We start from the raw sequence: 13,025 nt of genomic DNA on the forward strand, positions 1-13,025 counted from the left end.
ATCAATTTCACGTTTATCATGTTTTCACTATGGGTTTAAAACTTAGCCTAAACCACAGTTAAAGCTACTTCTGCTGCATGAATTTGTTTTAAATAATTTTCAGTGGGGGTTTTATTGGTAAAAAGCCGATCTATTTCAGAAAGATGGCCTAAGCGCATCATTGCATGGCGACCGAACTTGCTCTCATCTGCTGCTAAAAATACCTGCCGAGCACCTAGAATAATTTCTTGCGAGACTGACACTTCTTGAAAATCGAAATCGAGCATCGTTCCATCTTCATCAATTCCACTGATACCAATCAAGGCATAATCAACTTTAAACTGCTTAAAAAATTCGGAGGTGGCTTGCCCAATCACGCCTCCATCAGGGCGCACTTTCCCACTGGCGATCAGCACTTCAAAATCATCGTTAATACTCAAAATTTTTGCCACATTTAAATTATTGGTAATCACTTTTAAACCGCGATGTTGCAATAAAGCATGGGCAATAGCTTCGGTCGTTGTACCAATATTGATAAACAAAGATGCATGATCTGGAATTGCTTTTGCAACAGCTGTTGCAATGCGCTGTTTTGCAGCTAAATTATGGCTGATCCGTTGACTATATGCTGTATTGGTAACGCTTGAGTCTACTGCAGCACCACCGTGATAACGACGTAATAGTCCGGCATCTGCCAATTGATTGATATCTCGCCGTACAGTTTGCGGGGTAACTGCAAAATGCTGTGCAATCTCATCAATACTGATGTAGCCCCGAGCCTTAACCAATGCTAATGTTTGCTGTTGTCGAATCATTAAGTCCATAGATGTGAAACCTTATTGTTTTATTTTCAAAAATGAACATTTAGCTACTATAAATAGCATGACTACTTACTGTACGACTAGATTAAATTCTTAAATTCATCCAACTCAGCTTACTAAATTGTTTATATTCCATACATTTAGACGCAAATAAATAGGCTTTAACTTTGAGATAAATTCTTATAATTTATAAAATATTTAAAATTAAATGCCTGTTTTAAAAAAATATTCATTTATTTATAGAATTTCTCATCTTGGAACAATAATGAGCTCTCAACACAGCTAAGACCAAAGTCTAATAAGGTCTGCTTTCATTCAAGCGTATAACGACCATTGTAATTATTTGTACCCCCTCGTCATACTTACTTAAATTCTCTCTGTTTGATTTTCTTCTTTGATTTTCATCCAAAATGAAAGTTAAACAGGCTGTATTTTGCATATTCTTTTGGAGAATTGCCTTGTCCAATTCATCTCCTCAAGCTGCCACTTCGCAACTTGATAGAAAAACTCGTTTCAAATCTATACTAGGTGGCTCAGCTGGTAATTTAGTCGAATGGTATGATTGGTATGTATATGCCGCATTTACCCTCTATTTTGCGCCTGTGTTCTTTCCTGAAGGTAATGAAACCGTCAAACTTCTCCAAGCTGCTGCAGTTTTCGCTTTAGGCTTTTTAATGCGTCCGATCGGTGCATGGATCATGGGCATTTATGCTGACCGTAAAGGTCGCAAAGCCGGCTTAACACTTTCTGTTTCATTGATGTGTATTGGCTCATTAATCATTGCTTGTGCGCCATCTTATGATTCAGTTGGGATGTTTGCTCCTGCACTGCTTTTATTTGCGCGTTTATTACAAGGTTTAAGTGTTGGTGGTGAGTATGGCTCAAGTGCCACCTATTTAACTGAAATGGCGGGTAAAAATCATCGTGGCTTTTTCTCAAGTTTCCAATATGTTACTCTGATCTCAGGTCAATTACTTGCACTCTGCGTACTGATTATCCTGCAACATAATCTTTCTGAAGAATCCTTACATGCTTGGGGATGGCGTATTCCTTTCTTTATTGGTGCATTACTCGCAATTGTTGTGTTCTGGATTCGTCGTGGTCTCGTTGAAACAGAATCATCTAAACAAGCGCAACAACAAGCAAAAAATGGCGGTGAAACATCTGGTGCTTTGGCTTTATTCACCAAGTATCCTAAACAAGCATTTACAGTGATTATGCTAACTGCGGGCGGCACCTTAGCTTTCAATACATTTACGACTTATTTACAAAAATATTTAGTTAACACTTCTGGCTTTGAAAAAACCACCGCAACTGAAATTACCACAGCCGCAATCTTTATTTTTATGTTGATTCAGCCTGCAGTGGGTGCACTTTCTGACAAAATTGGTCGTAAACCGATTATGATCACTTTTGGTGTACTCGGTGTGTTATTTACCGTTCCTATTTTCAATAGTTTAGGCTCGACAACGGATCCTAAAACGGCTTTCTTCTTATGTATGAGTGGTATGGTCATTGTAACTGGATATACAGCCATTAATGCGGTTGTAAAAGCTGAATTATTTCCACCGCATATTCGTGCTTTAGGTGTAGCCTTACCTTATGCACTTGCCAACACTGTGTTTGGTGGTACGGCTGAATTAGTTGCGTTAAGCTTTAAAAATGCTGGGCATGAAAACTATTTCTTCTATTACATTACCTTTATGATCAGTTTATCTCTAATCACCTATGTTTTTATGAAAGATAGCAAAAAACATAGTCTGATTACGGATGATTAATTCAAAGTATAGTTTGCAATCTAATTCATTTAAAACAGCTTTTTTATTTACATGAAAAAGCTGTTTTATTTACGCAATTCACTTATCGTGAAAATTGCAAAGCTATGGCATACTAAAAATAATTCAAAAAGCTAGGACTTTAAAAGATGAAAAAAATCACTTATGCAGGTTTAGGATTAATCGTTTTAGCTTTATCTGCATGTCAAACAACCCCTCGTCAATACAATGGCGTAACAGGTTATCAGATTGAAAATCAAACAGCAGATAGTGCAACACTGGCATACACCCTTTCAGGTCGTGCAGATCGTGATTTGGATGCTGATAAATTACAGCGTGCATGTCAAAAAGTTTTGGGTGCAAACAAAAACTATAAAATTTCTGTATTAAGCACCAATGAAATTATCAATCCGCAAATAGCAAAAGATCAGGCTGGCGTTCAACTTGGACATAGCCGTACATCATTTGGGCTTTCTAATACACCAAGTCTAAATAACAGTGAAGATTATGCAACACGCCAAGCATTAGATACCCGTCCAAGCACTTTACATGTTGTACGTTATACCTGTTCTTGATTTTAGATAGGTGTAAATCACAGAATAAAATAAGACGCTGTCATAGCGTCTTATAAAAACTCACATTTCTGAATTCTTTGGCTTCATCTAAATCAGGCCAAGTGGTGGCGCTTCGTTCATCCAATTTTTGGTAATTTGGATGACTAAAGTTTTTCACTCGGCTATCTGCCACCCATACTTCTGTTGAAAATTTTAAAAACTGATCTAAAAAGAAACGGTTAGATTGATCATATAAAACATCTGCTGCTAATAAGACATCAACCTGTTCTGATTTATATAAATCATCTAGATATTCAAGCTCTACATCATTAAGCAAAGCATTTTCGCGACAAGCATCCAAACTAATTGGGTCGATATCGCAACAGATGACACGTTTTGCACCTGCCATTTTGGCTGCAATTGCAACGACGCCTGATCCAGCACCAAAATCCAGCACTATTTTATCTTTTACATGCTGTGGCTCTGCAATCAGCCATTGTGCCATTGCTAAACCTGAAGCCCAGCAAAAAATCCAATACGGTGTATCATTCCAAATACGGCGAATCACCTCATCATCCAAACGATCTGTTGGAAAAACAGGTGGAATCAACCATAACGAAATTGGGCTTTCAGGCAACTGCTGCGCCAATAATTCGCATTGAGGAATTACTTCATGCAAAGCATCAAGTAAATGTTGTGGGGCTTTAGGAAATTGATAAGTACAGCTCATGCAAAATATGACCAAAATTATTATTTTGATATTGAGGAAATACAGCTTCTTCCTCATATTCGATAGACAGTAACGTCATGTGCTAAGGTTTGAGACAATACTTCTTATTGAATCTCGAATATAAATACTTAAAAGTACATCTTAAACGCGTTAAGCCAATGACAATGTTGCCTACTTTTACTGAAAAATAAATATCGCTGTGTAAATGTAGGCTAGATTTAAGCACAGTGAATGCATGGCTTTCACTGTACTCAGAATAAATTAAAACTTAAGTTAACGCCTTTTCAGCAGCTTCCACAGTTTGACGAATCAACGTTGTGATCGTCATCGGGCCTACGCCACCTGGAACTGGCGTATAAGCTGCAGCTACCTCTTCAATACCAACCAATTGGATATCACCCACACCACCACCTTCACGAGGATGGAAACCGGCATCAACCACAACAGCACCTTGCTTAATCCAATCTTTTTGGATTAATTCAGCTTTACCGACTGCACCAACAACAATATCCGCTTGTTTTACCAATTCAGCAAGATTTTGTGTGCGAGAATGACAGATTGTAACTGTTGCATTGGCTTGAAGTAGCATCATTGCCATCGGTTTACCTAAAATAGCCGAACGCCCCACCACAACAGCATGTTTGCCCGCGATTTCAATCTTATTTTCTTCAAGAATTGTCATGATACCTGCAGGTGTTGCCGAACCATAAGCAACCTCACCCATTGCCATACGGCCGAAACCTAAGCAAGTTACGCCATCTACATCTTTCTGAAGTGAAATGGCATCAAAACAAGCACGCTCATCAATTTGTTCAGGCACAGGATGTTGTAGCAAAATCCCGTGAACATCAGGATTGTCGTTTAATTTTTCAATTTCAGCTAACAATTGTTCAGTCGTGGTTTCTTTACCTAACTCTACTTTTAAAGAATCCATACCAACACGACGGCAAGCATTTCCTTTCATGCGTACGTATGTCGCAGATGCACCATCATCACCCACTAAAATAGTCGCTAAAATTGGGGTACGACCTGTTTTTGCTTTTATAGCTTCAACACGAGTCAACAAGTCTGCTTCAATTTGTTTCGCTAATGCGCGACCATCCAATACCAATGCCACGGCACATCTCCAAAGTAGATATGAATCAATTTTGCAAATAATACATGATTATTTAGACAATTTTCTTCCATATGCTGAATTTATGTGCATATGCATGAATTATAGTATTGTTTTTTTTTCAAAGATTGCTAATATGTGCATCACCAAGACATGGCGGGGTGGCAGAGTGGTCATGCAGCGGACTGCAACTCCGTGTACGCCGGTTCGATTCCGACCTCCGCCTCCAATCTTGTAAAGCCCGAGTGGTGAAATCGGTAGACACAGGGGATTTAAAATCCCCCGCCCACAAAGCGTGCCAGTTCGAGTCTGGCCTCGGGCACCATTTTAATTCTTGTTAAAATGGTGCAATAAAGAACCCAGCGATAAGCTGGTTTTTTTATGCCTAAAATTTTATATTGTTTTTTATGTTAATATCCAAAGTGAAATTTAGATAAGCGAAGCCTATATGATTCAAAACAAGCAAGTTTCCCTCTATTTAAATCAATTACAACAACAATACCCACAAGCATTTAAGCGCAACTTTCTATTTTATAGTCAAATTAAAACCAAAGGGCTTTTAGATGAAGCAAAGGAGTTTATTCCTTGGATTTTGTCGATTATGATTTTTTGCAGCATCTACTTTAGTTTAGGTCAGTATATTGCAAATCATTTTCCTAAATTCGATAGCTTTCAAGCCAATGGCATTGCCGCTTTAGCGATTATGTTATTTTTTATGATTATTGTTCCCATCATTATCAAACAAATAAAACACAGTTCGACTCATTTATACCAACAACTCAATAATATTCCGCTTAAGCTTGCGGTACTGATCGTCCTCCAAGCACTCAATCTTTATTTTATAGAAAGTACCCTGCTGCAAGGTCTGTTATTTTTCTTTGCAATGAGCTTTGGTTTTGTCAAATTTTATAAAGAAAATTTATTTAGAGATAGCACCAAAGACACCGAATATTATCAATTACAACAAATTCGAAAAACCTGTTTATGGGCTTATAAACAGGCTAAAAAAGCAAAATTCAAAATGCGATTCTTGACTAAAGATTCTGAGAAATATCAATTTTATCAAAAGCGTTTAGTGAAGTTTTTAGAGTTACATTTAGAACTATTAAAATATGAAAATGAAATGTGTAAAACCTATAAATATGAAGATTTAGATGCCTATATGGACAGTATGATGTAATCCATCTATCACGTTAAAAAGCCGAGCGATCTAAACTCGGCTTTTTTAGGCTAGAAAATTTATGCACTTTTCTGAATAGTCTTTACATCAACCAAATTGTTATTTAAAACCACTTGATGGGCACGAGCCGTATCCACTGAATAGGTTTTTTCCTTGATGTTATTTACGAAAATCCAATCCGCTTGCACTTGCTGTGCTGTAAAGCTGACTTTTAAGTAACCACGCTGATTTAAATTGGTGTAATTCAATTCATCAATGAGCGTGGTGAATGCCATTTCAAATTGTTGTAGCTGTGCCAAAGGAATACTTAAATACTTTTCCATCCCTGGTGAAGAGACCGAACTGGTTGCCAATTCAACCCCAACAAAATCACCCGTTTGAGTATGCAAGTCAGCAGACCATGCATTATGCGTATCCCCAGCCAACACTACAACTTTCTTATTTAATGCTTTGAGTGTGCCATATAAAATTTCACGTTCTGCATAGTAGCCATCCCAAGCATCCAAATTATAGGGTGCAACTGTGGTCACACGGGCTTTTTCTGCAGCAGTTAATGTTGGATCACCACCTTTCAAACGGACTTTTAAAGTAACTAACTCGATGATCTGTTGATTCATTTTTGCTAAAGTTTCGGCAGTAACATTTCCACTGGTAATTGCAGATAATGACAATAGCAATTCTGCAGGAATTAACATTTTTGCCATCAAAACTTGCTGCCCCAACACATTCCAAGTAGCTGTAGATTGTGCCAGTTTCTTTTGTAGCCACTCACGCTGGGTATACCCCATCAGTGTACGCGTAGTACTGGTTAAATCTGTCTGAAATTTAGCAATATCTAAACCAGAAGCCGTCATATAGTTGGCATAATTGAGTTGTTTGTCGCGTGCCAAAATACGCGTATCCAACATAGTTAATTGTACCAATGAACCAAAATCAAACTGGCGATAAATATTTAAATGATCTGTTGCAGATACAGGACGAATCGGCATCCATTCAAAATAAGCCTGTAAAGCTGCCAATTTACGGTCTAAGAAATTTCCCTCATTGGCTTGATGATTCTCTGCACCCTCTTTCCATGCATCATTTGCCAGTTCATGGTCGTCCCAAATCACGATAAAAGGATGTCGTGCATGCGCAGCCTGTAGATCGTTGTCAGTATGGTAAAGAGCATAACGCTTACGGTAATCGTCCAACTTGATAATTTCTTTATCATTGTCTGCAGCCAGTGTACGACCCAGCCTTACCGCCTCTTCTGTGGCATACCCATCTTTACCATATTCATAGATGTAATCCCCCAAATGGATAATCGCATCGACCTCTTGTTTTGCCATTTCTTTATATACATAAAAATAGCCAGCAGGATAATTTGAACATGAACACACCGCAAACTGCACAGAACTGGCAGTTTCAGGTAATGTTTTGGTACGTCCTACTGGCGAAATCACCGAACCAAATTTAAAACGATAATAATAAGTTTGCCCAGACTTAAGCTTGTCTGCATCGACCTTAACAGTAAAATCCTGAGCTGATGCTGTTTGTACTTTTCCAGTATTGATCACTTGAGTAAATTTATCGTCTGTGGCAATTTCCCAAACCACTTCTAAACGCAAAGACGTATCCTGTGGCGTAATACGTGTCCACAAAATCACACGATCTTTTAACGGGTCTCCACTGGCAACACCATGCAAAAATTCAACTTTTATTGTAGGAGATGTTGAATCGTTATTATCACTGCCACAAGCAGTCAACGACACTGGTATAGATAATGCCCCAAAACTGGCTAATGACTTTTGAATAAGTTCACGGCGTGAAATTGAGTTTGGCATTGAAGTTGATTTCCTCTAAGTTTTTTTATCCAATCAATTTAAAGGCTTAATATTTCGCTTTAATCTCAAATTGATGAAAAAATCATGACAAAATACTCATTTAACGGCTTAAAATGCTTTATTTTCAAACATAAGCACATGAATTGATTGAAAAGAAAGCAAATCGACATAAATACGCTTGCCAAGAGAAAAACTGTCCTTTATTATTGCGCACATGCCCGAGTGGTGAAATCGGTAGACACAGGGGATTTAAAATCCCCCGCCCACAAAGCGTGCCAGTTCGAGTCTGGCCTCGGGCACCATTTTAAGTCTTATTAAAATGGTGCAATAAAGAACCCAGCGATAAGCTGGTTTTTTTATGCCTTAAATTTGTAAATCAACTATAAATTGCTAATTTAAAATATAACTCAAAGTTCAATACATCTTGCTAAAAAGCGTGATAGCTCAGTAATATTTTTCTGGTTATTTTTCATTAAAAACCCTATAATACGTTAAATTTACATTAATTATTAATATTTTCATAAACTTAATTAAACCAAACCCATGTCTAAAATTACTACTGAAACTCAAAAAGCCGCCCCTATATTTCCTCGATTATTCGCATTTATCATCGACTGTATTACCGTCGGCGTAGCCAGTTTAGTGACGGGCAAAATACTGTACCCCTATTTTGAAAATTCTCCTTTTATTTTCCAATGTATAGGCACGCTCCTCTGTCTATTTTATTTTGCTGCTTTTAACAGTCAGATAGGAAATGGTAAAACCATTGGGAAAATCCTTTGTAAAATTAGGGTAAAAGACTTAAATGGTGCTTCAATTCCATTTGTGCGCTCTCTAGTTAGATCAAGCATCTTTATCATTCCATTTTGCTTTGCAGGTTATTTACAAACATATTCAACTCAGCATCTTTTACTCAGTCTGCTTGTGGCTTTTTTTCAAAGTATCGTTTTTGCCTGCTTCTATTTGGCAATTTTTAATGGAAATAGCCAACAATCTCTTCACGATCTACTCAGTGAAACTCAAATACTCAGAAACGCTCAATCCAATATTCCACGTCAAGCTGTATGGAATATTCATTACTACATCATTGCGCTGCTAACAATTGTTATTTTTTCCGTCAATTTATGGGGTTATTTCCAAACCAAAGCAATGTCAGCCAATGATTTTACTTTAATCTCCCATGACATTAAAAATGCTCAAGTTGAAAGTCGTCATACCTTCATCGGAGAGGCTGAATCCACAAATCAGGTTTTAATTTTAAATGTAAATCAGCCAGATTATCTGGATAACATTGATAGCGCTGAAACATTGCTAGAAAAAATTGATCGACAACACGCTGAAGTTTTAACGCAATACAACATCAATCAGGTGCAATTTAACTTTTCTTATCAATTTGGTTTGGCGAAATTATCAAAAACAACACTTTATGATTATAAAAAGACACATAAAAGTAGCCTAACCTATATTGGAGATAGTACGGGATTGAACCTTGGTTTTTAACAAAACCAAGTCCCATTTGTAAAGTTTAAATCTGGAAGATAAAAAAAGACCACGTTTTTGGAAACGTGGTCTATAAAAATGGTGGCTATGACGGGACTTGAACCTGTGACCCCCGCATTATGAGTGCGGTGCTCTAACCAACTGAGCTACATAGCCTAAAACTGTGCGCGCATTATCTGCTGTAAACAATATTACGTCAAGCACTAATTAAAATAAAATTCATCGAAGTGAGCCGATAAGCCGGGTTCTGTCTAGAACGATCATTCCTCTAGGCGCATGATCACTCATACGCTCAAGCGACCTACCCGGATCCAGCATGGGCCATGCCTATAGGATCCCTATTTGGTCTTGCTTCCGGTGGGGTTTACCATGCCATGAACTGTTACCAGCCATGCGGTGCGCTCTTACCGCACCCTTTCACCCTTACCTTCCATTTCTCCGAAAAGAAACGATATTGAAGGCGGTCTACTCTCTGCTGCACTTTCCGTCGGTTCACACCGCCCAGGCGTTACCTGGCACCTTGCCCTATGAAGCCCGGACTTTCCTCCCCTGCTTCAATCACGGAGATCTCCACAGCAGCGATCGTCTGGCTCACTTCGGGGCGTATCCTAACAAATTTCTTGGCTAATTGCTTGCGCTTTTTTGAGCAATTAGTTTTTTATACTTTTCCATCAAATCTTCTTGGCTCTCTACATGGTTCGGATCGAGCGGAATACAGTCGACTGGACAGAAAAGCGCGCACTGTGGTTGATCAAAATGCCCAACGCATTCTGTACATAGGTTCGGATGGATTTCATAAATCTCCTCCCCCATAAAAATGGCATCATTTGGACATACAGGCTCGCATACATCACAATTGATACATTCATCAGTGATAATTAAAGACACACTACCAACCTTGTTGATGTTTACGATGGAAGGCTTCGACAACGCATTGAGGAACAAACTTTGCCACATCACCTTTCAATCGTGCTATTTCTCGAACCATCGTCGAAGAAATAAATGAAAATTGCTCTGATGGTGTTAAAAATACTGTTTCAAAATCATGATCAAGCTGACGATTCATATTCGCAAGTTGAAATTCGTATTCGAAATCTGAAACAGCCCTTAAGCCACGTAACACTGCTGTAGCATGTTGTTCACGTGCAAAATTTACCAATAACCCATCAAAACCGACAAACTCAACATTGGGTAAATGTTTGAGGGATATCTTTGCTAACTCTACACGTTCTTCCAAACTAAAGACTGGGTTTTTATGATGTCCAATTGCAATTGCGACCACAACTTCATCAAACATTCTTGAAGCACGTGCGACTAAGTCAACATGGCCATTGGTAATTGGATCAAAAGTTCCTGGATAGATGACACGAGTTTTAGACATCCATTTGTACTCTAGTTTGTTATGTAGGGCTATAGTTTATCAAAAACTTAAATATTAGCGAATAACCTCTTTTGATTTAGCTTGGGGTTTAATTGTGAAATGACTTCACCTGAAGCCAAGTTTGAGGCAAAATAAGGCTATTCTTGGAATATTTGTATTATGTCGAAAAACATTGTCGTTAAAAAAAATAATAGTGGGACGATTGCACAAAATAAACGTGCACGCCACGATTATTTTATTGAAGAAAAATTTGAAGCTGGGCTTTCTTTACAGGGTTGGGAAGTCAAGTCATTACGTGCTGGACGGATGACCATTACTGAAAGCTATATCACTTTTAAAAATAACGAGGCATTTCTCTTCGGTGCTCAAATTCAACCTTTACTTTCAGCATCTACTCATGTAGTCCCTGAAGCAACACGCACGCGTAAACTGTTGCTCTCGCGTCGTGAACTTGAAAAGTTACTTGGTGCTGTCAATCAAAAAGGTTATACCTGTGTTCCTTTAGCATGTTACTGGAAAGGTCATTTGGCAAAACTGGAGATTGCTTTGGTAAAAGGTAAGCAGTTACATGACAAACGTGCAACTGAAAAAGATCGTGATTGGCAACGTGATAAATCGCGAATCATGCATAAATAATGCCTTATTAATATAAAAAACCTCCAAATGGAGGTTTTTTCTTGCAGCAGTCTTTTAACAAAATTTTAAAGAACCATAACAGTTAGGAGCAAAATCCTGAGTTGCCAATTTCAAATCTTTAATCGGAAAATATAATGGATTTGAGCCAGACAAATTAATTTCCCCAATTGCTACCTCACTCGCAATACAAGATAAACCTATTACACCAGGACATTTCACTGTATTCTCAGATTTAGCAAGGTATTCATTTAAACTAGGTACAACTTGTTTCAAAACATCATTCGTCACATCAATTGTATTCGATGGTGTCACTTTGCCAATATCAATTTCATCTTCAATTGCTAGCCACCATCCTCTTTGTGCTGCAATTTCCGCGTTTGGCCACCACACTGATTGTTGCTGTAATGATAAAGAAAATGGATTATTCAATTGTAGCTTGTGAATGTATCCTAAGCTTTGATTAATATCTAAATTTGCAGTTAAACCAGAAATACTCCCACTGGCATTTAATGTTAAAAAAGATAAATCAATACCTGCAAGAATTGGCTTAATTGAACCATTGAAAAATAGCTCATCAATTTTAGCTGTTCCAGTTAAAAGGGCACTATTCATACGATTTCCGTATAAAGTTTTCCCATTAATTGCTAATGTAGCGCCAGTAGATTGTAGCCCTAGATTATAGTCATTTGTCTGAAAACTTGCTGTTGGAAGAATGCCTAGTTTGATATTACCTTTAATAGACATATCTGTATCAGCATATTGTAAATTCCTTGCAGTTGTATTAGCAATGCCTGTTGTTGCTTTAATTTTTAAAGCACCACTTAGACTATTAATACCATTTGGTGAGTTTGAATTTTCAGTACCTGCTGTTAACAAACCCAATGCTTTTTCAGCACTTAAGCGTAAACCCACCACTTCTCTTGTCGAAGCAGTATCAGGATTTTTAATCGCAAATTCTATAAATGGATTAGTCAGTTTTGCACTTGAACCTACACGACCTTCACGGGTATCTGCTAGACCAGAAAGGCTCAAATTATCAATATCAATATCACATCCACCTGCACCATTTGCGCCCCCACAACCCAATTGTAGTTTTTTAATATTGGCATTCAGTTCAAGATCAGCTTCAAGGCCCAGTTTATAAAAACCAACTCCTAGTCCTTGCATCTTATTCACCGAGTCATTGGGTGCAATATAACTCAAACTCATCAATGCCTGACCACTGACTTTAGAAAGCTCCTTGTCTGTTAATTCGGTTAATCCTTCAGACTGCAAAGTGTTTGCAAAACAATAAATCGGAGTAACCAACAGACCATTTATTAAAATCATCTTCATGATTTTAATAATTTTTCTAGCCTTAATATCCATATCATATGCTCAATTTTTTATTATTGGTCAAAACTATATGAAAATGATAGTAAAAAATAGGCTTAACACAGTCAATAACTCAATGAATCCAGTATTTTTCTATATCAGCCAACTTTCACAATGATTCTAAAGGATTTTTATTTATGATTTTTTTGTTTTTT

The 13,025-nt window shown here is 37.7% G+C and carries 12 protein-coding genes, 4 tRNA genes and 1 other RNA gene; 8 read left to right on the forward strand and 9 right to left on the reverse strand.

What is annotated here, in order from left to right:
• Window positions 1-47: 47 nt before the first annotated feature.
• Window positions 48-803 carry a DeoR/GlpR family DNA-binding transcription regulator gene (locus AC2G3J_RS14885; RefSeq protein ID WP_336952728.1) on the reverse strand — a complete coding sequence of 252 codons (756 nt, stop codon included), beginning with the start codon at window positions 801-803 and terminating at the stop codon, window positions 48-50.
• A 455-nt stretch (window positions 804-1,258) separates the two neighbouring features.
• Here AC2G3J_RS14885 and AC2G3J_RS14890 point away from each other — a divergent pair, with 455 nt between their 5' ends.
• Together AC2G3J_RS14890 and AC2G3J_RS14895 are read left to right on the forward strand one after the other, a co-directional pair.
• Window positions 1,259-2,578 (forward strand): MFS transporter, encoded by a 1,320-nt coding sequence (locus AC2G3J_RS14890; protein WP_483770218.1) that lies wholly within the window; start codon window positions 1,259-1,261, stop codon window positions 2,576-2,578.
• A 146-nt stretch (window positions 2,579-2,724) separates the two neighbouring features.
• Window positions 2,725-3,150, forward strand: a complete 426-nt coding sequence (locus tag AC2G3J_RS14895; RefSeq protein ID WP_336952731.1) for a hypothetical protein — start codon at window positions 2,725-2,727, stop codon at window positions 3,148-3,150.
• A 40-nt stretch (window positions 3,151-3,190) separates the two neighbouring features.
• On the opposite strand, the gene AC2G3J_RS14900 is transcribed toward AC2G3J_RS14895, so the two are convergent.
• Together AC2G3J_RS14900 and folD are read right to left on the reverse strand one after the other, a co-directional pair.
• Window positions 3,191-3,859 carry a class I SAM-dependent methyltransferase gene (locus tag AC2G3J_RS14900; RefSeq protein ID WP_483770219.1) on the reverse strand — a complete coding sequence of 223 codons (669 nt, stop codon included), beginning with the start codon at window positions 3,857-3,859 and terminating at the stop codon, window positions 3,191-3,193.
• Window positions 3,860-4,127: 268 nt separating this feature from the next.
• Entirely contained in the window at window positions 4,128-4,976 is an 849-nt protein-coding gene (gene folD, locus AC2G3J_RS14905) for a bifunctional methylenetetrahydrofolate dehydrogenase/methenyltetrahydrofolate cyclohydrolase FolD (RefSeq protein WP_336952734.1), read from the reverse strand.
• Window positions 4,977-5,128: 152 nt separating this feature from the next.
• On the opposite strand from folD, the gene AC2G3J_RS14910 reads away from it, so the two are divergent.
• From AC2G3J_RS14910 to AC2G3J_RS14920, 3 genes are all read left to right on the forward strand, one after another.
• Window positions 5,129-5,202 (forward strand) — tRNA-Cys (locus AC2G3J_RS14910).
• Window positions 5,203-5,212: 10 nt separating this feature from the next.
• Window positions 5,213-5,298: transfer RNA gene (locus AC2G3J_RS14915), tRNA-Leu, on the forward strand.
• Between the two features lie 123 nt (window positions 5,299-5,421).
• On the forward strand, window positions 5,422-6,153 hold the full coding sequence (locus tag AC2G3J_RS14920) for a hypothetical protein (protein WP_336952736.1): 732 nt from the start codon (window positions 5,422-5,424) through the stop codon (window positions 6,151-6,153).
• Between the two features lie 59 nt (window positions 6,154-6,212).
• Here the strand turns inward: AC2G3J_RS14920 and AC2G3J_RS14925 are convergent, their stop codons facing one another.
• The gene (locus tag AC2G3J_RS14925) at window positions 6,213-7,979 is read right to left on the reverse strand and encodes an alkaline phosphatase D family protein (protein WP_483770220.1); all 1,767 of its coding nucleotides are present in this window, start codon (window positions 7,977-7,979) and stop codon (window positions 6,213-6,215) included.
• A 216-nt stretch (window positions 7,980-8,195) separates the two neighbouring features.
• On the opposite strand from AC2G3J_RS14925, the gene AC2G3J_RS14930 reads away from it, so the two are divergent.
• Together AC2G3J_RS14930 and AC2G3J_RS14935 are read left to right on the forward strand one after the other, a co-directional pair.
• A tRNA-Leu gene (locus tag AC2G3J_RS14930) sits at window positions 8,196-8,281 on the forward strand.
• 241 nt (window positions 8,282-8,522) lie between these two features.
• Window positions 8,523-9,479, forward strand: a complete 957-nt coding sequence (locus tag AC2G3J_RS14935; RefSeq protein ID WP_483770221.1) for an RDD family protein — start codon at window positions 8,523-8,525, stop codon at window positions 9,477-9,479.
• A 79-nt stretch (window positions 9,480-9,558) separates the two neighbouring features.
• On the opposite strand, the gene AC2G3J_RS14940 is transcribed toward AC2G3J_RS14935, so the two are convergent.
• The 4 genes from AC2G3J_RS14940 to coaD form a co-directional block, all read right to left on the reverse strand.
• Window positions 9,559-9,635: transfer RNA gene (locus AC2G3J_RS14940), tRNA-Met, on the reverse strand.
• A 64-nt stretch (window positions 9,636-9,699) separates the two neighbouring features.
• An RNA gene (gene rnpB / locus AC2G3J_RS14945) (RNase P RNA component class A) lies at window positions 9,700-10,077 on the reverse strand.
• Window positions 10,078-10,103: 26 nt separating this feature from the next.
• Window positions 10,104-10,367 (reverse strand): YfhL family 4Fe-4S dicluster ferredoxin, encoded by a 264-nt coding sequence (locus AC2G3J_RS14950; protein WP_336952742.1) that lies wholly within the window; start codon window positions 10,365-10,367, stop codon window positions 10,104-10,106.
• Between the two features lies 1 nt (window position 10,368).
• A complete protein-coding gene (gene coaD / locus AC2G3J_RS14955) occupies window positions 10,369-10,860 on the reverse strand; it encodes a pantetheine-phosphate adenylyltransferase (protein WP_004722475.1) in 492 nt (163 codons plus the stop codon).
• A 159-nt stretch (window positions 10,861-11,019) separates the two neighbouring features.
• Here coaD and smpB point away from each other — a divergent pair, with 159 nt between their 5' ends.
• A complete protein-coding gene (gene smpB / locus AC2G3J_RS14960) occupies window positions 11,020-11,496 on the forward strand; it encodes an SsrA-binding protein SmpB (protein ID WP_004722477.1) in 477 nt (158 codons plus the stop codon).
• A gap of 54 nt (window positions 11,497-11,550) precedes the next feature.
• Here the strand turns inward: smpB and AC2G3J_RS14965 are convergent, their stop codons facing one another.
• Window positions 11,551-12,864, reverse strand: coding sequence for a hypothetical protein (locus AC2G3J_RS14965; RefSeq protein ID WP_336952744.1), 1,314 nt, complete (start codon window positions 12,862-12,864; stop codon window positions 11,551-11,553).
• Between the last annotated feature and the right edge of the window lie 161 nt (window positions 12,865-13,025).

It is taken from the genome of Acinetobacter legionensis (assembly GCF_057165765.1).

Coding starts and splice junctions, on each gene's coding strand:
- AC2G3J_RS14885 (WP_336952728.1), bottom strand. CDS start 803: ATGGACTTAATGATTCGACAACAGCAAACATTAGCATTGGTTAAGGCT.
- AC2G3J_RS14895 (WP_336952731.1), top strand. CDS start 2,725: ATGAAAAAAATCACTTATGCAGGTTTAGGATTAATCGTTTTAGCTTTA.
- AC2G3J_RS14900 (WP_483770219.1), bottom strand. CDS start 3,859: ATGAGCTGTACTTATCAATTTCCTAAAGCCCCACAACATTTACTTGAT.
- AC2G3J_RS14920 (WP_336952736.1), top strand. CDS start 5,422: ATGATTCAAAACAAGCAAGTTTCCCTCTATTTAAATCAATTACAACAA.
- AC2G3J_RS14925 (WP_483770220.1), bottom strand. CDS start 7,979: ATGCCAAACTCAATTTCACGCCGTGAACTTATTCAAAAGTCATTAGCC.
- AC2G3J_RS14935 (WP_483770221.1), top strand. CDS start 8,523: ATGTCTAAAATTACTACTGAAACTCAAAAAGCCGCCCCTATATTTCCT.
- coaD (WP_004722475.1), bottom strand. CDS start 10,860: ATGTCTAAAACTCGTGTCATCTATCCAGGAACTTTTGATCCAATTACC.
- smpB (WP_004722477.1), top strand. CDS start 11,020: ATGTCGAAAAACATTGTCGTTAAAAAAAATAATAGTGGGACGATTGCA.
- AC2G3J_RS14965 (WP_336952744.1), bottom strand. CDS start 12,864: ATGGATATTAAGGCTAGAAAAATTATTAAAATCATGAAGATGATTTTA.